Here is a 22,024-nt window from a genome sequence, read left to right on the forward strand (position 1 = left end):
AAGGTGAACACGGCCGGGGTCATCCCGCCGATCTTCGCGTCGTCGATCCTGCTCTTCCCGGCGACGATCGCGAATTTCATCAAGCACCCGGTGACCCAGTCGGTCTCCAACGCGCTGACGCCGGGCAGCGTCGCGTACGAAGTGCTCTACATGGCGTTCATCATCTTCTTCTGCTACTTCTACACGGCGGTCACCTTCAACCCGGTCGACGTCGCCGACAACATGAAGAAGTACGGAGGCTTCGTCCCCGGGATCCGGCCCGGGAAGAAGACGGCCGAATACATCGACAAGATCCTGACGCGGATCACCCTCGGCGGGGCGCTCTACATCGCCGCCATCTGCGTGCTTCCGAGCATCCTCATCGCCCGTTTCAACGTCCCGTTCTACTTCGGCGGGACCGGGCTCCTCATCGTCGTGGGCGTCGCGATGGACACGATCCAGCAGATCGAATCCCACCTGATCACCCGGCACTACGAGGGATTCCTCAAGAAAGGCCAGATGAAGGGAAGGAGGGGATAGGACGATGATGGGGATCATACTCCTTGGCCCCCCCGGTGCGGGGAAGGGCACGCAGGCGAAGAAACTCACTTCGACGTTCTCCATCCCGCAGATCTCCACGGGGGACATGCTCCGGGAAGCGGTGAAGAACGGGACCGAACTCGGGAAGAAGGCGAAGTCGTTCATGGACGCCGGAGGCCTCGTCCCGGACGAGGTGGTCATCGGCATCGTGAAGGAGAGGCTCGCCGCCGCGGACTGCTCGAAGGGGTTCATCCTGGACGGGTTCCCCCGGACGATCCCGCAGGCCCAGGCGCTGGACCGCGTCGTGAAGGAGTTGGGCAAGGAGATCCGGTTCGTCCTCTCCCTCGATGTCGACCAGAAGGAACTGATGGAGCGCCTCTGCGGCCGTAGGACCTGCACCGGGTGCGGCGCGATGTACCACGTCACGTTCAACGCCCCGAAGGCCGACGGGAAGTGCGACAAGTGCTCCGCCCCCCTGATCCAGCGGGACGACGACCGCGAGGAAACCATCAAGAACCGGCTGGTCAACTACAACAAGGCGACCGCCCCGCTGCTCGACTACTACAAGAGCACCGGGAAGATCCGCACGGTCATGGCGTCGGGAGAGATCGACACCATCTACGGCAACATCGTAAAGATCCTCCAGTAGGGGATGATCCTGATCAAGTCGCCCCGGGAGATCGAGGCGATGAGGCGCGCGGGCGCCGTGGTAGGACGGTTCTTTGAAGAGGTGAGGACGTTGGTACGGCCCGGGGTGACCACCGGATCCCTGGAGGAGTTCGCCGACCGCTTCATCGCGCAAAACGGCGTGCGGAGCGCCTTCAAGGGATACATGGGATATCCGGCGCACCTGTGCACCTCCGTGAACGAGGAGGTGGTCCACGGGATCCCGTCGAGCGCCCGGGCCGTTCGCGAAGGGGATATCCTGAGCATCGACTTCGGGGTTTTCCTCGACGGGTTCTTCGGCGACTCGGCGAAGACGTTCGCGGTCGGGGAGGTCGACGATCTCTCCCGCCGGCTCATGGAGGCGACGGAGCGGTCCCTCGCCGCCGCCATCCTCGAGACGCGGCCCGGCAAGCGGCTGGGGGACGTATCCGAGGCGGTCCAGTCGGTGGTGGAGTCGGCCGGTTTTTCTGTCGTCCGGGACTTCGTCGGACACGGGATCGGCCGCGCGATGCACGAGGATCCGCAGGTTCCCAATTTCGGCAAGGGCGGCACCGGGCCGAAACTGCTGCCCGGGATGGTGCTGGCCATCGAGCCGATGGTCAACGCGGGGGGATGGGCGGTGGAAGTGCTGTCGGACGGTTGGACGGTGGTGAGCCGGGACCGGTCGCGATCCGCGCACTTCGAGCACACCGTCGCGGTAACGGAAACGGGGGCGGAAATATTAAGTCTTCCGTGAAGGGAACGGCGGCAAGAGAAGGATAAACAAAGGGATATATGTCAAAAGAAGAAGCGATAGAAATCGAGGGAACGGTGATCGAACCGCTCCCGAACGCCATGTTCCGGGTGGAGCTCGACAACAAGATGAAGGTGCTGGCCCATATTTCCGGGAAGATGCGGATGCATTTCATCAAGATCCTCCCGGGGGACCGGGTCACGGTCCAACTGACTCCGTACGACCTGACCCGGGGCCGGATCGTCTACCGATCGAAGTGAAAAGGGGAGCGAAATGAAAGTCAGGCCATCGGTGCGGAAGGTATGCGCCAAGTGCAAGGTCATCCGGCGGAAGGGCGTCGTCCGGATCATCTGCGAAAACCCCAAGCACAAGCAGCGCCAGGGCTAGGCGCTTCATTCGAACGCCCAGGAGGACAAAGGTTGGCACGCATAGCGGGAGTGGACATTCCCAAGACGAAGAAGATCGGAACCGCCCTGACGTACATCTACGGGATCGGTCCGACGACGGCCGTCAAGATCCTGGAAGAGGCGCGCGTGTCGGCCGACCTCCGGACGACCTCCCTCACGGAGGACCAGGTCGCGCGGATCCGCGACGTGATCGACGCCAACTATCGCGTCGAGGGGGACCTGCGCAAGGAAATCTCCATGAACATCAAGCGGCTGATGGACCTGGGGAGCTACCGGGGACTCCGTCACCGGAAGGGTCTGCCGGCGAGGGGACAGCGCACCCATACCAACGCCCGCACGCGCAAGGGACCCCGGAAGGGCGCCGTCGCCAAGAAGAAGGAAGCAACCAAGAAATAGCGGAGGATCGATGGCAACGCCGAAGAAGAAGGGGAAGAGGAAGGTCCGCAGGAACGTGCCCGTGGGCGTCGCCCACATCCAGGCGACCTTCAACAACACGATCATCACGATCACCGACCCGGACGGGAACACCCTGGCTTGGGCCAGCGCGGGCGCCAAGGGATTCAAGGGGTCGAGGAAGAGCACCCCGTTCGCCGCGACGGTGGCGGCGGAGGACGTGGCGAAGAAGGCGATGGACTGCGGGGTGAACACCGTGACCGTGCACATCAAGGGGCCCGGTTCCGGCCGGGAGGCCGCGCTGCGGACTCTCCAGGCGTCCGGGCTGAAGGTCAACTATATCCGGGACGTGACGCCCATCCCCCACAACGGCTGCCGGCCGCCGAAGCGGCGTCGCGTGTGAAGGGATAACCGCCCCACCTTTCAAGGGACAAGGAGGACATTTTCTTTGGCAAGGTATCGTGAGGCCGTTTGCAGGCTGTGTCGTCGGGAGGGCGTGGAGCTCTACCTGAAGGGGGATCGCTGCTTCACCGACAAGTGCGCGATCAAGAGAAGGGGATACCCGCCGGGGCAGCATGGTCAGCGCCGTCCGAAGCACAGCGACTACGGCGTCCAGCTCCGGGAGAAGCAGAAGGCGAAGAGGATCTACGGCCTCCTCGAGCGGCAGTTCCGGAACTATTTCGAGAAGGCCGAACGGATGAAGGGGAAGACCGGCGACAACCTGCTGATCCTCCTGGAGCGGCGTCTGGACAGCGTCGTCTACAAGCTGGGATTCGCGCAGACCCGCCGGGAAAGCCGGCAGATCGTTCGTCACGGCCACTTCGTCGTCAACGGCCGGAAGGTGAACATCCCGTCGTTCCTCGTGCGGGCGGGAGACGCGGTCGAACTGAGGGAAAAGAGCCGGAAGATCCCCAACGTCAACGAGGCGCTCGACGCGGTCGTCCGAAAAGGGATTCCGCCCTGGCTCGAGCTCGATCGGGAAAGCTTCCGGGGAACCGTCAAGGCGCTACCGGCGCGGGCGGACATCCAGGAGCCGATCCAGGAGCAGCTGATCGTCGAGCTCTACTCGAAGTAAACCTCTTTTGGGGCAGGAGAAGGGGGAATAATGTTTCAGAGAAACTGGAAGCAGCTCATCAAGCCGCGCCGCATCGACGTGCAGACCGATACGGCGACGTTCAACTACGGGAAGTTCGTGGCCGAACCGCTGGAGAGAGGGTTCGGAACCACACTGGGCAACGCGCTCCGCCGGATCCTTCTCTCCTCCCTCCAGGGCGGGGCGATCACCTCGGTCCGCATCGAGGGCGTGCAGCACGAATTCTCCACGATGACCGGCGTCGTCGAGGACGTGACCGACATCGTCCTGAACCTGAAGGAGATCCGCCTCCGCATGCATTCCCCGGAGCAGCGGATCCTCCTCCTGGAGGCGAAGGGGCCGCGTCGCGTCAAGGCGTCCGACATTTCGACCGATCCGATGGTGGAGATCCTGAACCGCGACCACCACATCGCCGAGCTCTCCGACAACGCCACGCTGAAGATGGAGCTCACGGTCCGGATGGGGAAAGGGTACGTTTCCGCCGAGCGGAACCTGGAGGAGAACTCCCCGATCGGGACCATCCCGATCGACGCGATCTTCTCGCCGATCCGCAAGGTGAACTTCACGGTGACGAACGCCCGCGTCGGGCAGCAGACCGACTACGACCGCCTGACCCTCGAGGTCTGGACCGACGGGTCCGTCCTTCCGGCCGACGCGGTCGCCTACGCGGCGAAGATCCTGAAGGACCAGCTGACCGTCTTCATCAACTTCGACGACGAGGCGGAGATGCCGGACGAGCCGGTGCGCCTCGACGAGGGGACCGGAAACGAGAACCTGTACAAGCCGGTCGAGGAGCTGGAGCTTTCCGTCCGCGCCTACAACTGCCTGAAGAACGCGGATATCAAGTTCATCGGCGAGCTGGTCCAGCGGTCCGAGCAGGAGATGCTGAAGACCAAGAACTTCGGGAAGAAGAGCCTGAACGAGATCAAGGAGGTCCTCGTGGGTATGGGGCTCTCCCTCGGGATGAAGGTCGACGGTTTTTCCCCGGAGAAGTACAGCCCGCCGCGGGAAGAGGATTGACCAACTGAACCAGACGAGGATGCCCAATGCGCCACGCGAATGACCACCGGAAACTGGGAAGGAGCCCTTCGCACCGGAAGGCGCTCCTGCGGAACCTGATGAACAGCCTGGTATTGGCCGAGCGGATCGAGACCACCGTACCGAAGGCGAAGGAGCTGCGTCCGCTGGCGGACCGCCTCATCACGCTCGGAAAACGCGGAACCCTGCACGCGAGGCGGCGGGCCTTCGCCCTCCTGAGCAGCAAGGGCGCGACCGACAAGCTGTTCGAGACGCTTTCCGGCCGTTTTTCGTCGCGGGACGGCGGCTACACGCGGATCGTCCGCACCGGATTCCGGCCGGGGGACGGAGCGGAGATGGCGATCCTCGAGTACTTGCCGGCCGAGGAGAAGAAGGCGGGCGCCAAGGGCAAGAAAAAGAGGAAGGCGCCGGCGCGGAAAACCGCGGAGAAGGCGGCCCCGGCGAAGAAAGGTTCCGCGGCCGGGGAAAAAGCCACGAAGACCGCGAAGGCCAAGGGTAAGGTCGCCGACGGGGAAAAGAAGGCGAAACCCTCTCGCGCCCCGAGAAAGAAGAAGCCCGCGGAAGGGGAGTGATTCCGCCCGCGCCGGCGATCCGGACAGGAACGACGAAACGGCCCTTCGGGGCCGTTTTTATTTTTCTTGACCCGCCCCCGGGCCGGGCTGTAACATGAAATTGAAAATCATCTTCATCATGAGGTAATCCCCTTGAAGCGGCTGCTGAACCGGATCGACCGCGAGATCCAGGAAGCGGGCGGCAAGAGAAGCCGCAGCCGCTCGGCCGTGATGGAGCAGTTCTTCCACGGACGCGACCATCTCACGGTCGACGAGCTTACGGCCGCCGTACGGGAGAAATCCTCCCGCGTGGGCGCCGTCACGGTGTACAGGACCCTCAAGCTGCTCGTGCGGATGGGCTACGCCAAGGAGGTCGATTTCGGGCAGGGGGCCAAGCGGTACGAGAACAACCTGGTATCCCACCACGACCACCTGGTTTGCCGGAAGTGCGCCTCCGTGACCGAGTTCGAGGACCCGGACATCGAGAAATTCCAGGATCGGGTCACCCGGCGGCACGGATTCCGTCCGACGACGCATCGTCTCGAGATCTACGGCTTCTGCCGGAAATGCTCGCCGGAAGGGAGGAGGAAATCGTGACCTCCGTCCCCGGGGGCGGGAAAACGGTCGGCGGACCCGCGACGGTGATCCTCGTCGGGAACCCGAACGTGGGGAAAAGCGTCGTATTCGGCGCGTTGACCGGGCGCTACGTGAACGTCTCGAACTATCCCTGCACGACGGTGGAGGTCACCCGGGGAGAAGCCTCGGAACGGGGGAAGTCGTACGAGGTGATCGACACGCCCGGCGTCTACTCCCTTCACCCGATGTCGGAGGACGAGCGCGTCACGCGCGACATCCTGATGCGGGAGCCCGGCGCCAGGGTCCTGCAGGTGTGCGACGCCAAGAACATGCGTCGTTCGCTCCTGATCACCCTCCAGCTCTCCGAGATGGAACTGCCGCTCCTCCTCGCGGTCAACATGTCCGACGAGGCGAGGGACCGCGGAGTGATGCCGCGAATGGAGGCGATCGACGGGCGGCTTGGGGTCGCCGCCGTCCCGACGGTCGCCGTCCGGAAGAAGGGCACCGACCGGCTTCTGGCCCTCCTGGACCGAGCGAAGCCGGCGACCGTCCGCGTCCATTACGGCGAGCGGATCGAGGGCGCCGCCAAGCGGATGGCGGATCTGCTTCCGGCCGACGTGCCGTTGGGCAGGCGCTCGCTCGCGCTGATGCTCCTGTGCGGCGACGATTCCCTGACGCCATGGGTGACGGAGAACGTCGACCCGCTCCGGATCCGCGAGATCAACGCCGTCCGGAACCGCCTCGTGGAGGAGATGGGGGAGGAGGTGGCGTACCGGGTGACCCAGACCCGTCTCGCGTGGATCGACCGGCTCCTCGAGGAGGCCGGGGTCGAACCGTCCCGCCCCGCCGGAAGGGATTTCGCGCAGGCGTTCGGGAAGTACGCGATGGATTCCGCATATGGGATCCCGATACTGCTCGGGGTGCTGACCCTGGCCTACCTGTTCGTCGGCCTGTTCGGGGCCGGCTACCTCGTGGACCTGCTGCAGGGCGCCGTGTTCGGGAGGTGGATCGTGCCGGCGGTCGGACGGGCGGCCGATTTCGCACTGCCGTGGCCCCTGGCGCGCGATTTCCTCGTCGGTCCGTACGGGATGATCTCCATGGCCCTGTCGTACGCGGTGGCGATCGTATTGCCGATCGTCGGCACCTTCTTCCTCGGGTTCGGGATCCTCGAGGATTCGGGGTACCTTCCGAGGCTCGCCGTGATGGTCGACCGTCTGTTCCGGAAGATCGGGTGCAACGGAAAGGCGGTCCTGCCGATGGTCCTCGGCCTCGGATGCGACACGATGGCCACGCTCACCACCCGGATCCTGGAGACGCGGAAAGAGCGGCTGATCGTGACCCTCCTTCTCGCCCTCGGGGTGCCGTGCTCCGCCCAGCTGGGAGTGATCCTCGGCATGCTCTCGGACGTGGGGCCGGCCGGTACGGTCACCTGGCTCGCGATCCTGTCGGGCGTGATCCTCCTCGTCGGGTACCTCGCCGCGAAGGTCATTCCCGGCGACTCGGGCGATTTCATCCTGGAGATTCCTCCGATCCGGATGCCGCGGATCGGCAACCTCGTCGTGAAGACGATGGCGCGGATCGAGTGGTACCTGCGCGAAGCGGTCCCCCTCTTTCTCCTGGGCACGTTCATCCTCTTCGTCGCGGACCGGATGGGGTGGCTCCTTTGGCTTCAGAAGGTCTCCGAGCCGCTGGTGGTCAACGCGCTCGACCTTCCCCCGAAGACGGCGGAGGCGTTCCTCATCGGGTTCCTGCGGCGCGACTACGGGGCCGCCGGGCTCTTCAGCATGGCGAAGGAGGGGATGCTCTCGCACCGCCAGGTGGTCGTCAGCCTCGTGACCATCACCCTGTTCATCCCGTGCCTCGCCAACTTCCTGGTGATCGTGAAGGAGCACGGCGGCAAGGTGGCCGCCGGAATGGCGCTGTTCATCTTCCCGTTCGCCCTGGTCGTCGGAACCGCCGTCAACTTCGCGGCCCGATGGCTCGGCGTCCGTTTCTAGGCTTTCGCCGTGGCGAAGACCATACGCTGCCCCCTGTGCGGTTTCGACATCGATCCGTCCGACAGGGGATGCCGCTCGGGTTGCCCTTTGGGCGCGAACTGCTCCCTTGTCTGCTGTCCCAGATGCCGGTACTCTTTCCCCATGCCGGAATCGAAGGTGATCCGGTTCCTCCAATCCCTGTTCCCGAAAGGACCCGGGAAATGACCGACTACGGGCAGGACGAGATCCTCGAGCTCCTCTGGACGCTGCGGGAGGACGGAAAGTCCACGAGACCGGAGCTGCTGGAATCCTCGGCGGAGGAGCGGACGGACGGTATCCTCGAAGAACTCGTAGCCTCGGGCCACGCCGAGCTTTCCGGAGAGGCGATCCGGCTCACCCCCCGGGGGGAGGAGCGTGCGAGGGGAATCATCCGCCGGCACCGGCTGGCGGAGGTGCTTCTGCACAACCTGTTCGACCTGGACAACGTGCAGGTCGAGAGCAGCGCCTGCCAGTTCGAGCACATCCTGTCGGAAACCGTGGTGGAAAGGGTTTGCGCTTTCCTCGGGCACCCTCCCGCATGTCCGCACGGGAGACCCATTCCCCGAGGGGAGTGCTGCGATCTCATCCGGAAGGAGATCCAGCCCCTGGTTTCGCGCCTCTCCGATGCCGCCCTTGGGGAACCGGTGCGGATCGTGTTCATCACGCCCAAATCGAAGCGGCGGCTCGAGAAGCTCTCCTCTCTTGGAATCGTCCCCGGGAGCAGCGTGCGCCTCCTCCAGCGGAACCCTTCCTACGTTCTTCAGGCGGGGGAAACCACCGTCGCGGTGGACAAGGACATAACGGATGAAATCTACGTGCGGCAGGCGTAGCCGCGTCGCGCTAGCCCTGTGCGTCGCCATGGCGTCGCAGTGGGCGACTCCCTGGTCATCCCCCGCGGACGAGATCCTCCCGGAGCCGGCGCTGTTGCTGCGATTCGCCGGGTCCGACATCCCTCCCGACGAGGCGAAGGCGTCCCTGGGAATTCTACCCGGGGCGTTTTCCGGGACCGTGCGGGTCCGGTGGGTCCCGGTTCCCGCGGAGCCCGATCCGGTGCAGGGGGGGGAACGGGAGTTTCCGGTTCCGGACGACGCCGCATTGCGGGCGATCTCCGAAACGGTCGCGAAGGCGTCGATCCACATGGACAGGGTGGAGGACGCCGCCGCGGCGAAGGTATTGGCGGAAGCGGAAGCCCTGGTCCGACGATACCGGTTCACCGACGCGACCCGCCCGTTCCTCGCCGAAATTTTCCTGCGGGAGGGGATACTGAAGATCCGGGAAGGGGACCCCGGGGGCGCGGAAAAACTGCTGGCCCGCTCGAGAGCGCTTCGTCCGGGCTTTTCCCCCGATCCGGCGCTGTTCCCTCCACAGGTTCTCGCCGCATGGGAAGGCGCCAGGGGGCGCCCCCTCCCGGAGGCCGACCTGCTGGTGCAATCCCTCCCGTCGGGCGCCGCCATCTTCGTGGACGGCGATCCGAGAGGGACCACTCCGTCCCGGGTCCGTCCGGGAAAGACCGGGCCGGTACGGATCCGCGTTTCCCATCCCGGGTACAGGGATGCCGAACGGACCGGTCAATGGCTGCCGGGCGACTCGGAGACCATCGGGTTCACCCTTTCCGGGGATCGCGTGGCGAGGCTCGGGGAACTCCTGGCCGACGCTTCCAGGCGGAGAGGCGAGGGAACCGGCCCGCTCGTTTCGGAGATCGCGCGGGCAGCGGGCGTTTCCCGCGTCGCGTTGCTCGCGTTCGAGCGCAGGCCGGACGGTTTCGAGGCGCGGATCTACAGCGGGGGGGCGGGGGGAGCGGATCCGGTTCTCCTCGGCGCGGAACGGTTTCCGGCGACCGCCGGGGATGCGATCGCGAGCTGGGCGTCGTCGAAACTTCTCGCCGCGGGGTGGCCCGGAAAGCGGGAGGAGGCGGGGGCCAAGCCGTGGTACAATAACTTCTGGTTCTGGACCGTCGTGCTGTCGGCCGTCGGGCTGGCCGCCGCCTTGGGGGGAGGCGGAGGGGGAGGGGGATCAGGCGGGTCCTCGAGCGGCACGGTAACGGTCAACTTCTGAACCACCGGAAAGAACAGGAACCGCTTCCCGCCATGCCCATCCTCTTGGCACTGCTCCTCCTTGCCTTCGCCCCGGTATGCGAAGCGACGGACGGCGAAACCGTCATCCGCGACCTCGGAAAAACCCGGATCATCCCCTCGAACGAGGCGCCGCACAACATCCTTTCGGACGCGTGCCTCGCGTGCCATCCGAAGGAGAAGTTCGAGTTCTGGCTCCTGATCTACAAGGGGAAGCCGCCGACCGTCAGCGTCGACCGGTTGCGGAAGCCGGAAGCCGCAGACGCGCCGGGGACGCCGTCCGGGAAACCGGCACAGGCGAACCGGTACAATTCGCACGACGGTCTCGCGTGCAACCTTTGCCACTTCGACAATCCCACCGGAACGACTCCGAAGTTCATCGTCGACGTCGCGGACCTTTGCCGCCTGTGCCACCCCGCCGTGGAACCCCACCGCCTTCCCGAGGGAGAAGGTCTCGATGTCGTGCGGAAGGCGATCCGCGAGAGGAAACTCCCCGGACGCGACGGGAACCTCCTGTGCACCACATGCCATAAAACGCACGATGCGACGTTCTCGATGCGGGACGCGTACGCCCAGGTGCTCTGGGAAGGGAAGGTGCCGAACCCTCACGGCAGCCGTCAATTCTGCTTCGCGTGCCACCCCGGGAAGATCCGCGAGGGAGAGGAGATCCGGTTCGCCGCCGGGAGGGACAACAACCGCCTCTGCAACGAGTGCCATCTGCGGCCCGGCGTCCGAAAGGCGCCGCACGTGATCGACCTCACCTCGTCGGAGGGGACGTGGCGGATGGATTACCTGGGATACCCGCTGAACCAGGGGAAGTTGACCTGCTCCACGTGCCACGACGAGGTGTCCCACGGGAAACCGGATTCCGCGAACCCGAAATTTCTCCGGGGAGGACCGTACGCGGATCCGGACCGTTTCTGCTACCGTTGCCACTCGGAGGAAAAGGAAGTGTACGACAATCCCCACCGTCAGGTCGACGCGTTCGGCAGGGTGCGCGGGGAGTCGTGCCGGTTCTGCCACAAGGGGATACCCGATCCGGACAGGAGAAAACCGGAAGACCTCGAACTGGTCGGCGAGGATGCATCCGTATGCTCGAACTGCCACCAGATCCGTCCCCACCCCGGCGCGGAGCACGGCGTCCTCCTGAAAGGTGAAAAGCTGGCGCGCAAGGAGGAGTACGAGAAGAGGCACCAGGTCCGCCTGCCGCTCGCGGCGGACGGGAAGATCAAGTGCAGCACCTGCCACAATCCGCATGCGAAAGGGGTGTTGAAAGGGGAGGCCGGCGTGGGAGCCGGTTCCCGCTGGCGGGTGCCCGATTTCCGTGAAATGTGCGCACCGTGCCACGGGCGGTACTGAACGAGCCCGTGGACAACGCAAACCGTACACGGAGGGAGAGATGATCGACCTGTTTCTCAAAGGGGGTTTCGCCATGTACCCCCTGCTCGTCCTGTCCGTCGTCACCGTCGCGATCGCGATCGAACGGACGGTCTATCTCCGGAAAGCCAGGATCAACACCGGCGAGTTCATGGAAGCCATCAACGGTTTCCTTACCCGGAACGCGCTGGAAGACGCGCACCGGCATTGCGAATCGACCTCGGGGCCGATTTCGCGGATCATCATGGCCGGCCTGAAGAACCAGAAGCGGGGGCGGGACGAAGTCGTACGCTCCATCGAGGACGCCGGGGCGATCGAGGTGGCGCAGCTGGAACGGGGGATCCTGATCATCCAGACGATCTCGAAGCTGGCGCCGCTGATCGGGCTCTTCGGAACCGTGACCGGAATGATCCGGTCGTTCCAGGCGATCGGGGGCGCCGGGGGAGAGAACCCGAGGATGGTGGCGGCCGGCATCGGCGAGGCGCTCGTCGCGACCGCGGCGGGGCTGGTCGTGGCCATCCCGGCCTACTTCCTCGGGTTCTACTTCATGAACCTCGTGGGAAAGTTCATCCTCGACATGCAGAAGAGCTCCATCCAGCTGCTCGACTCCCTCGGCGAACTGGAGGAGATGATCGCGGAGCGGACCCAGCGGTTCGATACGATCGGGGGTGACTACCTTGAGATTTAAGCGCCGCGTCCAGGGGGACGAAGAAGGGATCCCCATCACCAACCTCGTGGACGTCCTGTTCCTCCTCATCGTCTTCTTCATGATGTCCACCGTGCTGAGTTTCGATCGCGGGCTCGGAGTGAAGCTTCCGGAGAGTCAATCCGCGGGGGCCATTTCGAACAAAGGCGTCAGCGTGCTCGTCAACCGGGAAGGGAAGGTGTTCGTCGACGGCTCGGAAGTGCCGCTGGACCGGCTCGGGGAGACGGTGAAGGGGAAGCAGCGGAGCGCGGGGACGAACGTGATCCTCAAGAGCGACCGGGAGACGCGTTTCCAGGCGATCGCGGACGTCATGGACAGGCTGCTCGCCGTCGGGATCTCGGATCTGTCCCTCCCCGTCGTGGAAAGGGGAGCGGAGAGGTAGCGCGTTGAATTCTTCGGGGGCGCGCCGATTCCTCCAGCCTGCGCTGTACCTCGCTGTGGCGACGTTTGCGCACGGACTGCTGTTCCTCATCCCCGGGGAGTGGGGGAAGCCGGACAGCGGTACGACGCGGGGGATCCGGGTCAAGGTCCAGGGCGAGGCGCGCAGTGCCGCGGCGACCACGCGGCCGGCAACGGCTCCTTCGCCTCCGACCGCTTCCTCCGCGCCATCGGCGCTGCCGAGGAGGGACTCCGCGCCGGGCGCTTCGGGAGGCGGGGGGGGGACGCCGGGCGGAGCCGGCGGGACGGAGCCGACCGGCGGCCCGGTGGCCGGGGATGCCCCCCCGACTTCGGAATACGGCTCGTACCTGGCGCGACTGAAGTCCGAGGGGGTGCAGGGGTGGGCGCGCGACAGCGCGGGGAAACTTCGCCAGGGGTGGAAAGGGAGCGGGAAATCCGGGAGCGGGTGGGGAGGAGGCTCCGGCACGGGTGCCGGGACCTGGACCGGCGGGGGAACGGGTCCGGGTACCGGCGGGGGGGGGTACCTGGACCCGAGAGTGCGCATGGTGGTGACCAGCTACCCCCCGACCTCCATCGAAAAGCGTCACACCCAGGTCCCGTATCCGGAAATCCGGGTCAAGAAGCACGAGTACGTCACGGGGTGGTGGAACGTCTACATCCAGGTCTGGACCGACGGGGACGGGAAAGTGGTCAGAAGAACCGTCCTGCGCCCCGAAACCGACGGCGCGCTGGAGAGGATCTTCGTAACGCAGGTGAAGCGGGAGATCGAAAAGTGGTCGTTCGAACGGAAAGAGGCGGAGATCAACGTGGACGTGAGGTTCTACGTTGAATAGCGCGAGGGCCGCCGGGGTCCTCCGGCGGCTCCTCCTGGCCGTCGGGTTCCTGCTGTCCTCCTCTCCCGCGGCGGGATCGGACCAGGAAGGGTGCATGCTGTGCCACCGCCTGGAACTGCGCCTCCCCGCCGACAACGCGGCGAGGTCGTTGCGGACGCACGATTCCCCGGGAGGGAGTCACGACTCCCTGTACTGCTCCGACTGCCACCCGGACGCCCGGACGGTGCCCCATCCCGCGACACCCGGGCCCGCGCTGTGCGTGGGCGAATGCCACGGCGGTACGGCGTCGTCGAAGTCCACGCACCGAAACGCCGGCTTCGGCGGATTGACGGAGGAGCACCGCTCCGCCGCCCTTCCGGGAACGCCGTGCCGGTTGTGCCACCGTGCCTCGGACGGGAAGGCCGGAAGGGCCCTGATCCGCGAACGTTGCGCCTCGTGCCACGCAGCGGAGTCGGCCGAGGTCTCCAGGGGGCCGCACGGACGGGCGATGGGCGGCTCGTGCGTCGATTGCCACCCGGCGCATCCGACGGCGACCGCGGCCGCGGGCACCGGGAGGATGTCGTGCGGCGGAACCGGATGTCACCGCGGGTCGACCCCGCGGATGGAGTCCCTCGTCCGGCACAGGAGCCGGGACGCCGCAATCCCCGTCGGAAGCGTCCTGTCGCGCGGTGCGGTCTTCTTCGCCATCGCGGCGGCGGGATGGGTCCTGGGCGCGATGCTATCCCCCCGCATCACCCGCAGGGGAGATGCCCCTTGACCTGGCTGACCGCGCCTCCGAGGATCCGCCGGTTCACCCGGCACCAGCTCGCGCAGCACTGGGCGGCATCCGCCGTTGCCGTGCTCCTGATCCTGACATCCGTTGCGATGATCATCGGGGTGCCGATCGGCGCAACACTCCACGTCTACTTCGGACTGGCGGGCGCCGGGCTGCTGCTTTTCCATGCGTTGTACCTCGTGGGAGTCGGGATCCGCACGGACGTTCCTTTGGAAAAGGTCGCCTTCCTCCCGTCGCGCGAGGACCGGGGGGCGATCCGCAGCGGAACCACGCATCGGTCGCCGGCGGGGAAATACTCTCCCGCGGAAAAGGCCGACTATTTCGGAATCGTCCTCTGGTCCACGCTCGTCGCGGCGACGGGCGTGCTCCTGTATCGTCCGACGATGTTCGGGATTCCATCATTCGCCGCCTACGCATGGGTGCGGACGGTCCATGCCGGGTGTGCGGCCGCCTGGCTGATCCATCTTTCGACGGTCCACGTGTCCGGGAGGTGGTTCGGCGAGACGACCGGCCTCCGCAACGCGATCCTGTCCGGAACGGTCCCCCTCGAGGAAGCGGAAAGAAGAAGGGGGTGGATTGCCGATCTCGTGGCCGCGGGCGTCCTGGTTCCGGTCCCCGAGGAAGTCGTCCCCGAAGAGCGCAAGGAGTCGCAGAGGGTGAGGGACCTCCTCGAGGAGGGGAACCGTCTCGCGCGGGAGGGGGATTTCGGGGGAGCCTGCACGGTGTACGAGGACGCGCTGCGGCTGTTCCCGGACTACTCGCAGGCGCGCTACAACCTGGCGGTCGCGTTGACGAGAGGCGGGAAACGGACCGAGGCGAGGGAGCAGCTCCTCCGGTTCATCGAAATGGACCCGTTCAATCCGATGACGGAAAAGGCGCGGGAAATGCTGGTCGCCCTCGGGAACGGGGAGCCGGAATGAACCGCCCTGCGATCCTCCTTCTTCGAGCGGGGACGATCCTCTTGGCCGCCGCGATGTTCCTCCCGGAGGCGGGAAAAACCTGGCGCGCCGGCGCGGCCGCCCGTCCGTCCGCGGCCCCATCGAGCTATTTCCACGGGGGGAAAACGGCGATCCGGGTGCCGCCTGCCGGGGGATGCCTCGCCGAATCGTGTCACAAGTCGCCGGCCCACCCCCGACGGCGCCCGGAGAGCGCTTTCCTCAACATGCACGAGACGGTCGTGGCGTGTCTCGGGTGCCACGGAAGGGATCCCGAACGGCACTGGACGGCGCCGGACCCCTCGGGGGACCAGAAGATGTTCCGGGTAGCCTATTCAAGGGGGCAGGCAACGGAGAAACCCCACGATGGGACAACGGCTCCGGCCCGCTGCCCGCGATGCCATTCGGGGAGCGGGAGGACGGCGCTGGCGGGAGCCGGGGTCGCGGGCTTGTCGGATGGATTCGATTCGCCGATCCCGATGCGGATGCTGGAGGGGGGGGGCAGGAAATGGCTGGCCGAAGACGCCCGATGATTCCCGCGGCGCTGCTCGCCGCCTGCGTGCTCTGGGGGCACGGGACCGCGATCGCCGCGGGAACCGAGGCTGTCCGCACGATCTCCAGGTCCCAGGGGAAACCGTTTTCGCTTCCGTCCGATGTGGCGGTGGACCGCAACGGCGTGCTGTTCCTGCTGGAGTCGGGATCCCGTTCGATCTCGATCTACTCTCCCCGCGGGGAGTTCCTGCGGGAGATCCAGGGCAGGGGAACATGGAAGGATCCTTCGGCGATCGCCGTTGCGCCGGACGGGTCCATTTTCCTGGCCGACGGGAATTCCGGAAGAGTCCTCGAACTGGAGCTGTCGGGGAGGATCCGGCGGGAGCACACGGCGGGAGGCAACGCCCGGATCACGGGCGTCGGGCTGTACGGAAGCTCCGTTTTCGGAGCGGACAACCGGAACCACCGCATCGTCGTCTTCCGAAGGGCCGGAGGGGCGCCCGACTATTGGGGGAAGCGGGGGGAGGGGCCGGGGGAGCTCCACTCCCCTTACCGGCTCGTGGTCGACCCTTCCGGGAGAGTGTTCGTCACCGACGTGATGAACGCGCGGGTCCAGTGGTTCTCCCCGTTCGGGAAACACCTGGGTACGTTGAAGCGGTTCGGGGCGGGGGAAGGCAGGATCTTTCGCCCGACGGGGATCGCGCTCGATCCGAGAGGGCAGGTGTGGATCGGGGACAGCTACACGGGGCTGGTCCAGCTGTTCGATCTGAACGGAACGTTCGTGAAAGGGATCGGCGCCCGGGGGAACCCCAAGGTATTCGCGGATCCCGTCGGCCTCGCGGTATCGGAGTCGGGGATATGGGTTGCGGATCAGAAGGACAACCGGGTCGGAATGTACGGGGAAAACATAAACGCAAAGGTGAGAAAATGAGCGGAACCAAGTGGGAATACGGACAAATTTTTCTTAAGAGTCCGGATGTCTTCGGCGGTCTTCCCAAGACCGGCCTGGAGATGGAGAAGATGAACCGCGCGGGGGGGGAAGGATGGGAGGTCGTCGGGATCGTCCCCTTCACGCTCCCGACGGGGGAGGTCCGGGGGGCGTTCGTGCTCTTCAAGCGGGAAGTCGCCGGTTGAAGCTCCGGCACCAAACCCCTTGATCCGGTTCCTCGCCCTTATCGCGGCGCTCTCGCCCCTCCTCCTGGTTCCGGCAGGCGCGCTCGCCCAGGCCGGTTTCGACCAGGAAAAGTGCTCCCTCTGCCACATCCGCGACAGCGTCTTCCTTCAACCGGGGTTTCTCAACCCGGAACGTTCGAAGGAGTTCGACGAGGAGCGGCTTTGCGGAAGTTGCCACAACGGCTCCGTCGAGGACAGCCGCGGCGTGCTCTGGCGGGGGGAGCAGCATCCCGCGCCCCCGGCAAAGAGGAAGGATCGCGGCTGCTCCGTCTGCCACTCCCCGCACACGAAAGGCGGATGGAGCGTGCTGGCGGGGAGCGGCGTCCCCCTCCGCAGGGGAGGAAATGCGGTCTGCACCGGGTGCCACCCGTCGTACCGCTCCTCGAAGATCGGACCGCACCTGCGAAGTTCGGCGGAGTCGATGTGCCGGGATTGCCACCAGGCGCACGGCGGGACGGGCAAGGCCCTCTTGAGGGAATCCGGCGTCGGACTCTGCCTCCGCTGCCACGGGGAACTCGATCCGTCCAGGGGGGGCGGGCATCCCGTCGCGGAACTTCGAGGAGCGGCATCATCGAGAATGCCGGTGTGCACGGCGTGCCACCCCGTCCACCAGCCGGGGGAAATCGCCGCGGCTCCGACGGCGCGATGCGCGGGGTGTCATCCGTTCGACGAGGGGAAAGGGCGGGAGGCCGTAAAGCGGCATACCGGAGAGGAGAACTGCTCCTCCTGCCACACGTTTCACGCACGGGCGGGGGGAGGCGGCCGGGCGTTCCGCGGGAAGGACATCCGCGTCGAATCGGTATGCAGGGGGTGCCATACCGCCTATTGGGCCGGCGATGTCGCGGCGGGGAGGTCGAACGGAACCCACGTCACGTTCTCCAAGGCGACGAAAGCGGAGATCTGCACGCGGTGCCACAGCGTCCACCGCGGGACCGCGGGGACGCCGCTCCTTCGGACCGCGAAGCCGTACTTCTGCCTGGAGTGCCACGAGTCCCAGAACACGATCCGGGAGATCGGCGGAGTGGCGCTCGCGCACCCGGTGTTCGAAAAGCTCGGGAAAGGGAGGCTTACGGAAGTCGCGCGGGAGAAGAAGCTATCGGTCGGCCCGGGCGGCGAAATCATCTGCGCGACCTGCCACAAGGTGCACGGTTCCACGCCGGGGACGTCCCTGCTCGCCCCCGGCTCGGAAAAAGGGGAGAGCTGCTTCTGGTGCCATGGGGGGAAGAGGGGAAGCAGCCACAAGGCCGCGTCCCGGGAGCCGGGAAACGATTGCGCCATCTGCCATGCGACGCACGGCCGGAAAAGCACGGGATCCGATCCATGGATCGCGCTCTGCCGGAGCTGCCATCCGAGGGATGCCGTGCACAAGCCCGGGCGCGAGGACCGGGAGGTGGGGCGATCGGACGACCTGCCCGATTTCGACTCCCGGGGAAGAAAATCGTCCTTCGGGGACATCAGCTGTCCCACCTGCCACCAGCCGCACGGGATGACCGCCGAGCCGAAACGGCTCCGGAAGAACTATCGCCCGGGCGCCATCCTCTGCACGACGTGCCATCGCCGACAGGAGTCGATCGCGCTGACGCCGCACGACCTCCGGGGGATCTCCGGCGATAGCGCCTGCGAGCCGTGCCATGTGCCGCACGCCGGCGCTCCCCCCTGGATGTGGGGGATGAAGCGGGGCACGGGGGAGATCGCCGAGGAGACGTGCCGCGCTTGCCACCCGGGAAAAGGCGGGAAAGGCGCGGGCACTCCCGTCGCGGAAGGCGGACACCCGAGGAACGTCATGGCTTCCCGTCCGATGCCGGACGGTTTTCCGTTGTACGGTCCGGGCGGCGATACGACCCGCAAGGGGGTCGTGTCGTGTCCGACGTGCCACGAGGTCCACGGCACCGGGATCATGCCGACCGGGCGGGGAGTCGAAAAGCTGCTTCGACGAACGGACGGGAGCGGTTCCGGCGCGCGGGGAAAGCCGTTTTCATGCACCGCCTGTCATTCGGGGAAGGAGACCGCCCACGGGAAGGCGGATTGCATCGGATGCCACCCACCGCACTCCGAGGAGAAGCCGGAACGGATCTGTTCCGGATGTCACCGGGTCGGCGAGGGATTCCTCCTCGGGAAACACCGTTCCGCCGGGAAAAGTTGCGGCTCCTGCCATTCGATTCACGGATCGGGGGGGGGGAAGGCGTCGGAGAGCGGTTGCGCCGGCTGCCACCCCGGCACCCTGAGGATCCGGAAGACCTCGCACGCCGCGATCGGGGACTCCTCCTGCGACCCGTGCCACCCGGTCCACCGGGACCCACCGACACCCGTCATCAAGTGGAGAATCGGCGAAGACCCGTTTGTCCCGAACATCCCGTGCCTGCGCTGCCACGCGGAAGGCGGAATCGCCCCCGTCCCCGCCTGGCCGACGCATCCCTCGCGGGAATCCGAAGTGCCGACCAACTACGGGGCGAAAGTCGTCCTCGAGACCCCGATCAGCATGCTGGGGCGATACAAGGAAGGGGACCGCCCGCTGTTCCCCCTGTTCGGTCCCGACGGCAAGCGGTCCCTCTCCGGGGTCATGGGGTGCCTCACGTGCCACGATCCCCACGCGGGCGGGATGCGGGACGGGGAGCCTTCGGCGAACGCGTATCTCCGGGATCCGGGCCACGCCTTCCTGGCGGAACTCTGCTCTTCGTGCCACCGCGGGGACACCTCGGACCGGGTGAGGAATTTCCACAAACTTCCGCGAAAAGGGCATTGAACGGAAAATTCCCTGAAGCGGGGCGCCTTCGATTCCGATACTATCGGGAAAGGAAACCCGGATGGCGATCCACGATGCGACAGATGGCCGCTCCCTCTAACCAATCGACCCGGAGGATCCGCAGGCTTCCCCTGCTGATCGCGGCGGGCCTCCTGCTGCTCGCGGTGCTCATTTCCCTGTTCCGCGACATGGGGGTCGTCGGGACCTGGCGCCTCCGGAGCACGGAGAAGCAGCTTCGGTCCGAGGTCGAGGCGCTGCGGAGGGAGAATGCCGACCTGAAACGCCAGGTGGACGACCTTCGGAGCAATCCCGCCGTGATCGAGGAAGAGGCCCGCAGGCTGGGCCTCGTGAAGGACAAGGAAAGAGTCATCGTCGTTCCCAATCGGCAGGATGCCACCTCCCCGGCACAACAGAAGTCCGGCGCGCGGCGTCCGTAGGCATTCCGCGAGGCTGCTCGCCCCGGCCTACATTCTCCTCCTGTCCCTGCTGCGGATCCGGTACGCCGGCGGGGTGCCGTTGGCGATCGCCGCCGCCGCCGGCGTCCTCGCGTTCGCGTACGTTCTCGGCGCATACCTCGTGGCGCGGAAGAGGGACGATCGCGTCCCCGAAACGGAAGGCTGCCTGATCTGGGGAGGCGCAGCGGCGATGGCGCTCCACGCGGCGTTCCCGCCGGTCGCGGGGAGCCGGACCGTTCCCGCCGCGATCGGTTTCGGTCTCGGCGTTTCCCTCCCGTTGCGCTATTCCATCCCGTGCGCCGCCTGTGCGGCCGCATGGCTTGCGGCGATTCCCGGTCCGTTCCCGGCGGAGTCCTTGCCGGTCGCGGCGATGTCGATCCTTTCGTTCGCAGCCGGAGCGGGGGGACGCTCGCACCGCCTGCGCCGGCCTCCGGAGGAAGAGAGCGCGAAAGCGGCGATCGCGAGGAGTCGTTCCGTCGTCCTTCCTTGGGAGGAACCTCCGGAGGGGGGGCGCCGTTCCGAGGGGGAGACGACCGAGGAAGGGGCCCTGATGCGCCGGGGACTCGAAATCCGGGAAGACATCCGGAGAGCGCTGGAAGGCGTGTTGCCGTTGACCGGGGCGACGCACGCCGCGTACCTCTGGCCGTCCCGGTCCCCGGGAGTCGCCCGGCATGACGGCTTCCTCGTGAGCCGGGGCCGGGACTTGCCTCGGGACTTCTCCGTTCCCGAAACGTACGTGCCGGTCCGGGAGGCGACCGTTTTCCGCCGCCCCTTTTTCGAAACGGGGGAGGAAGCCGAACGGTACTCCCCCCGGATTTCCGCGGAGTCGGGCGCGACGAAAGGAATCGCCGCGGTACCCGTTTTCCGGGAAGATGCCGTGGAAGGCGTTCTGCTCGCCATCCGCGAGGACGAGGAACCGTGGGTCGATCCCGTCCTGCCGCTGCTCGGCCTGGTCGCGTATTTCATCGGCCGGGACATCGAAAGAACCCGTGCGCTCCACAGGGAGGAAAGGTATCTCCTGCGGGAGGACTGGTACCACAAGATGGTGCGGAAGATGGCTCAGATGGGCGAATCGGGGAGCGATGCGGAGGGCGCGAAGCCGCGTTCGCGACGCGAGCGCGTCTATGCGGAAGCGGTTGGGCAGGTGCGCCGCCAGGTCGGCGCGGGGCGCGTGCTGCTCGTGGGCACGAGCGACGGCGGCCGGAACGGGTGGCTCACGTGGGAGGAGACCGAATCCTTCTCGGGGGGATCCGACCAGCCGCAGTTGCTGGGGGATTCGTACGTGGGATGGGTGATCCGCCACGGGTCGCAGCGGATCTTCTCCGGCGAGCAGGGGCGGCCGAGGAACCAGGGAGTTCGTCCGAGCGCAGGGGAGAAGCCGGGCGAACGTTCCTACCTCGTGCTTCCGGTCGCCGGCGTCGGCGGTTTTCGCGGCGCGGTGGTATGCGCCCACGAATCGGCGGGACGATTCGGGAAAGCGCACGCCGAGGTCGTCCGGGACGTGACGGAGGTCATGCAGATGGGGCTGTCCCACGTGGAGCACCTGGAAACCCTTACGCGGCGGGCCACGACGGACGGCCTGACGGGGCTCCCAAACCGGAAATCGTTCCTCGACCGGCTCTCCTCGGAACTCGAACGCCTGGACGGGCGTCACCCCTGCGCGGTCGTCATGCTGGACCTCGACCATTTCAAACGGATCAACGACACGTACGGGCACCCGTTCGGGGACGAGGTCCTGAAGCGGGTCTCCGGGGTGATCGCGAAGGCGGTCCGCAAGGGGGACGCGGCGGGCCGCTACGGCGGAGAGGAGTTCGTCCTCTACCTCCACATGACCGACCCGGAGCGCGCGCAGGAGGCGGCGGAGCGGTTCCGGCGGATGATCCGGCAGACGAAATTCCTCCACGAGGGGCGCGAGGTGGCGGTGACCGCCTCCCTCGGGGTCTCGTGCGCCCCGATCCACGGAAAGGGCGCGGGGGAACTGTTGAAGCGCGCGGACGAGGCGCTCTACCTGTCAAAGGAGCGGGGCCGCGACAGGGTGACGGTGTACCCCGGGTAGCCCGTCCGCGGGGTCGC

General features: G+C 66.4%; 26 protein-coding genes. All 26 read left to right on the forward strand.

Annotation, left to right across the window (positions count from 1 at the left end; genetic code table 11):
- Positions 1-519, forward strand: a 519-nt coding sequence (locus HZB86_03370) for a preprotein translocase subunit SecY (GenBank protein MBI5904578.1), incomplete at its 5' end; no start/stop codon positions are given.
- A gap of 7 nt (positions 520-526) precedes the next feature.
- Entirely contained in the window at positions 527-1,168 is a 642-nt protein-coding gene (locus HZB86_03375; GenBank protein MBI5904579.1) for an adenylate kinase, read from the forward strand.
- Positions 1,169-1,171: 3 nt separating this feature from the next.
- Positions 1,172-1,921 (forward strand): type I methionyl aminopeptidase, encoded by a 750-nt coding sequence (map, locus tag HZB86_03380; GenBank protein MBI5904580.1) that lies wholly within the window; start codon positions 1,172-1,174, stop codon positions 1,919-1,921.
- A 38-nt stretch (positions 1,922-1,959) separates the two neighbouring features.
- On the forward strand, positions 1,960-2,178 hold the full coding sequence (infA, locus tag HZB86_03385) for a translation initiation factor IF-1 (protein ID MBI5904581.1): 219 nt from the start codon (positions 1,960-1,962) through the stop codon (positions 2,176-2,178).
- Between the two features lie 13 nt (positions 2,179-2,191).
- Positions 2,192-2,305, forward strand: coding sequence for a 50S ribosomal protein L36 (gene rpmJ / locus HZB86_03390; protein ID MBI5904582.1), 114 nt, complete (start codon positions 2,192-2,194; stop codon positions 2,303-2,305).
- A gap of 32 nt (positions 2,306-2,337) precedes the next feature.
- On the forward strand, positions 2,338-2,721 hold the full coding sequence (gene rpsM / locus HZB86_03395; GenBank protein MBI5904583.1) for a 30S ribosomal protein S13: 384 nt from the start codon (positions 2,338-2,340) through the stop codon (positions 2,719-2,721).
- 10 nt (positions 2,722-2,731) lie between these two features.
- Positions 2,732-3,121, forward strand: a complete 390-nt coding sequence (rpsK, locus tag HZB86_03400; protein MBI5904584.1) for a 30S ribosomal protein S11 — start codon at positions 2,732-2,734, stop codon at positions 3,119-3,121.
- Between the two features lie 45 nt (positions 3,122-3,166).
- Complete coding sequence (gene rpsD, locus HZB86_03405) at positions 3,167-3,793, forward strand: 30S ribosomal protein S4 (protein MBI5904585.1); 627 nt, start codon at positions 3,167-3,169, stop codon at positions 3,791-3,793.
- Positions 3,794-3,823: 30 nt separating this feature from the next.
- Complete coding sequence (locus HZB86_03410; protein ID MBI5904586.1) at positions 3,824-4,831, forward strand: DNA-directed RNA polymerase subunit alpha; 1,008 nt, start codon at positions 3,824-3,826, stop codon at positions 4,829-4,831.
- Between the two features lie 26 nt (positions 4,832-4,857).
- A complete protein-coding gene (rplQ, locus tag HZB86_03415; protein MBI5904587.1) occupies positions 4,858-5,421 on the forward strand; it encodes a 50S ribosomal protein L17 in 564 nt (187 codons plus the stop codon).
- A gap of 132 nt (positions 5,422-5,553) precedes the next feature.
- Complete coding sequence (locus tag HZB86_03420) at positions 5,554-5,997, forward strand: transcriptional repressor (GenBank protein ID MBI5904588.1); 444 nt, start codon at positions 5,554-5,556, stop codon at positions 5,995-5,997.
- Complete coding sequence (gene feoB / locus HZB86_03425; GenBank protein ID MBI5904589.1) at positions 5,994-7,973, forward strand: ferrous iron transport protein B; 1,980 nt, start codon at positions 5,994-5,996, stop codon at positions 7,971-7,973. Before HZB86_03420 ends, feoB begins: the two co-directional genes overlap by 4 nt.
- Before the next feature lie 200 nt (positions 7,974-8,173).
- A complete protein-coding gene (locus tag HZB86_03430) occupies positions 8,174-8,821 on the forward strand; it encodes a metal-dependent transcriptional regulator (GenBank protein ID MBI5904590.1) in 648 nt (215 codons plus the stop codon).
- Complete coding sequence (locus tag HZB86_03435) at positions 8,796-10,046, forward strand: PEGA domain-containing protein (protein MBI5904591.1); 1,251 nt, start codon at positions 8,796-8,798, stop codon at positions 10,044-10,046. Before HZB86_03430 ends, HZB86_03435 begins: the two co-directional genes overlap by 26 nt.
- A gap of 32 nt (positions 10,047-10,078) precedes the next feature.
- On the forward strand, positions 10,079-11,422 hold the full coding sequence (locus HZB86_03440; GenBank protein MBI5904592.1) for a hypothetical protein: 1,344 nt from the start codon (positions 10,079-10,081) through the stop codon (positions 11,420-11,422).
- A gap of 40 nt (positions 11,423-11,462) precedes the next feature.
- Positions 11,463-12,128, forward strand: a complete 666-nt coding sequence (locus HZB86_03445; protein ID MBI5904593.1) for a MotA/TolQ/ExbB proton channel family protein — start codon at positions 11,463-11,465, stop codon at positions 12,126-12,128.
- A complete protein-coding gene (locus HZB86_03450) occupies positions 12,118-12,528 on the forward strand; it encodes a biopolymer transporter ExbD (protein ID MBI5904594.1) in 411 nt (136 codons plus the stop codon). Before HZB86_03445 ends, HZB86_03450 begins: the two co-directional genes overlap by 11 nt.
- Before the next feature lie 55 nt (positions 12,529-12,583).
- Positions 12,584-13,378 carry a hypothetical protein gene (locus HZB86_03455; protein MBI5904595.1) on the forward strand — a complete coding sequence of 265 codons (795 nt, stop codon included), beginning with the start codon at positions 12,584-12,586 and terminating at the stop codon, positions 13,376-13,378.
- Positions 13,371-14,135 carry a hypothetical protein gene (locus tag HZB86_03460; GenBank protein MBI5904596.1) on the forward strand — a complete coding sequence of 255 codons (765 nt, stop codon included), beginning with the start codon at positions 13,371-13,373 and terminating at the stop codon, positions 14,133-14,135. The genes HZB86_03455 and HZB86_03460 overlap by 8 nt, the downstream gene beginning before the upstream one ends.
- Positions 14,132-15,073 carry a tetratricopeptide repeat protein gene (locus HZB86_03465; protein ID MBI5904597.1) on the forward strand — a complete coding sequence of 314 codons (942 nt, stop codon included), beginning with the start codon at positions 14,132-14,134 and terminating at the stop codon, positions 15,071-15,073. Before HZB86_03460 ends, HZB86_03465 begins: the two co-directional genes overlap by 4 nt.
- A complete protein-coding gene (locus HZB86_03470) occupies positions 15,070-15,621 on the forward strand; it encodes a hypothetical protein (protein ID MBI5904598.1) in 552 nt (183 codons plus the stop codon). Before HZB86_03465 ends, HZB86_03470 begins: the two co-directional genes overlap by 4 nt.
- Positions 15,597-16,511, forward strand: a complete 915-nt coding sequence (locus HZB86_03475) for an NHL repeat-containing protein (protein MBI5904599.1) — start codon at positions 15,597-15,599, stop codon at positions 16,509-16,511. Before HZB86_03470 ends, HZB86_03475 begins: the two co-directional genes overlap by 25 nt.
- Entirely contained in the window at positions 16,508-16,714 is a 207-nt protein-coding gene (locus HZB86_03480; GenBank protein MBI5904600.1) for a hypothetical protein, read from the forward strand. Before HZB86_03475 ends, HZB86_03480 begins: the two co-directional genes overlap by 4 nt.
- A gap of 19 nt (positions 16,715-16,733) precedes the next feature.
- Positions 16,734-19,496 carry a cytochrome c3 family protein gene (locus HZB86_03485; GenBank protein ID MBI5904601.1) on the forward strand — a complete coding sequence of 921 codons (2,763 nt, stop codon included), beginning with the start codon at positions 16,734-16,736 and terminating at the stop codon, positions 19,494-19,496.
- A gap of 83 nt (positions 19,497-19,579) precedes the next feature.
- Positions 19,580-19,933 carry a septum formation initiator family protein gene (locus tag HZB86_03490; GenBank protein ID MBI5904602.1) on the forward strand — a complete coding sequence of 118 codons (354 nt, stop codon included), beginning with the start codon at positions 19,580-19,582 and terminating at the stop codon, positions 19,931-19,933.
- Positions 19,887-22,007 carry a GGDEF domain-containing protein gene (locus tag HZB86_03495; protein MBI5904603.1) on the forward strand — a complete coding sequence of 707 codons (2,121 nt, stop codon included), beginning with the start codon at positions 19,887-19,889 and terminating at the stop codon, positions 22,005-22,007. The genes HZB86_03490 and HZB86_03495 overlap by 47 nt, the downstream gene beginning before the upstream one ends.
- The last annotated feature ends 17 nt before the right edge of the window (positions 22,008-22,024 follow it).

Source organism: Deltaproteobacteria bacterium (assembly GCA_016234845.1).
In the GTDB taxonomy this organism is placed as follows: domain Bacteria; phylum Desulfobacterota; class Deferrimicrobia; order Deferrimicrobiales; family Deferrimicrobiaceae; genus JACRNP01.

What these genes read in the sequence shown, in the direction of transcription:
- infA (MBI5904581.1), top strand. Translation starts at nt 1,960, where the DNA reads ATGTCAAAAGAAGAAGCGATAGAAATCGAGGGAACGGTGATCGAACCG.
- HZB86_03440 (MBI5904592.1), top strand. Translation starts at nt 10,079, where the DNA reads ATGCCCATCCTCTTGGCACTGCTCCTCCTTGCCTTCGCCCCGGTATGC.
- HZB86_03375 (MBI5904579.1), top strand. Translation starts at nt 527, where the DNA reads ATGGGGATCATACTCCTTGGCCCCCCCGGTGCGGGGAAGGGCACGCAG.
- HZB86_03475 (MBI5904599.1), top strand. Translation starts at nt 15,597, where the DNA reads ATGGCTGGCCGAAGACGCCCGATGATTCCCGCGGCGCTGCTCGCCGCC.
- HZB86_03480 (MBI5904600.1), top strand. Translation starts at nt 16,508, where the DNA reads ATGAGCGGAACCAAGTGGGAATACGGACAAATTTTTCTTAAGAGTCCG.
- HZB86_03495 (MBI5904603.1), top strand. Translation starts at nt 19,887, where the DNA reads ATGCCACCTCCCCGGCACAACAGAAGTCCGGCGCGCGGCGTCCGTAGG.
- HZB86_03435 (MBI5904591.1), top strand. Translation starts at nt 8,796, where the DNA reads ATGAAATCTACGTGCGGCAGGCGTAGCCGCGTCGCGCTAGCCCTGTGC.
- rpmJ (MBI5904582.1), top strand. Translation starts at nt 2,192, where the DNA reads ATGAAAGTCAGGCCATCGGTGCGGAAGGTATGCGCCAAGTGCAAGGTC.
- HZB86_03430 (MBI5904590.1), top strand. Translation starts at nt 8,174, where the DNA reads ATGACCGACTACGGGCAGGACGAGATCCTCGAGCTCCTCTGGACGCTG.
- rplQ (MBI5904587.1), top strand. Translation starts at nt 4,858, where the DNA reads ATGCGCCACGCGAATGACCACCGGAAACTGGGAAGGAGCCCTTCGCAC.
- HZB86_03410 (MBI5904586.1), top strand. Translation starts at nt 3,824, where the DNA reads ATGTTTCAGAGAAACTGGAAGCAGCTCATCAAGCCGCGCCGCATCGAC.
- HZB86_03470 (MBI5904598.1), top strand. Translation starts at nt 15,070, where the DNA reads ATGAACCGCCCTGCGATCCTCCTTCTTCGAGCGGGGACGATCCTCTTG.
- rpsK (MBI5904584.1), top strand. Translation starts at nt 2,732, where the DNA reads ATGGCAACGCCGAAGAAGAAGGGGAAGAGGAAGGTCCGCAGGAACGTG.
- HZB86_03445 (MBI5904593.1), top strand. Translation starts at nt 11,463, where the DNA reads ATGATCGACCTGTTTCTCAAAGGGGGTTTCGCCATGTACCCCCTGCTC.
- HZB86_03490 (MBI5904602.1), top strand. Translation starts at nt 19,580, where the DNA reads ATGGCCGCTCCCTCTAACCAATCGACCCGGAGGATCCGCAGGCTTCCC.
- map (MBI5904580.1), top strand. Translation starts at nt 1,172, where the DNA reads ATGATCCTGATCAAGTCGCCCCGGGAGATCGAGGCGATGAGGCGCGCG.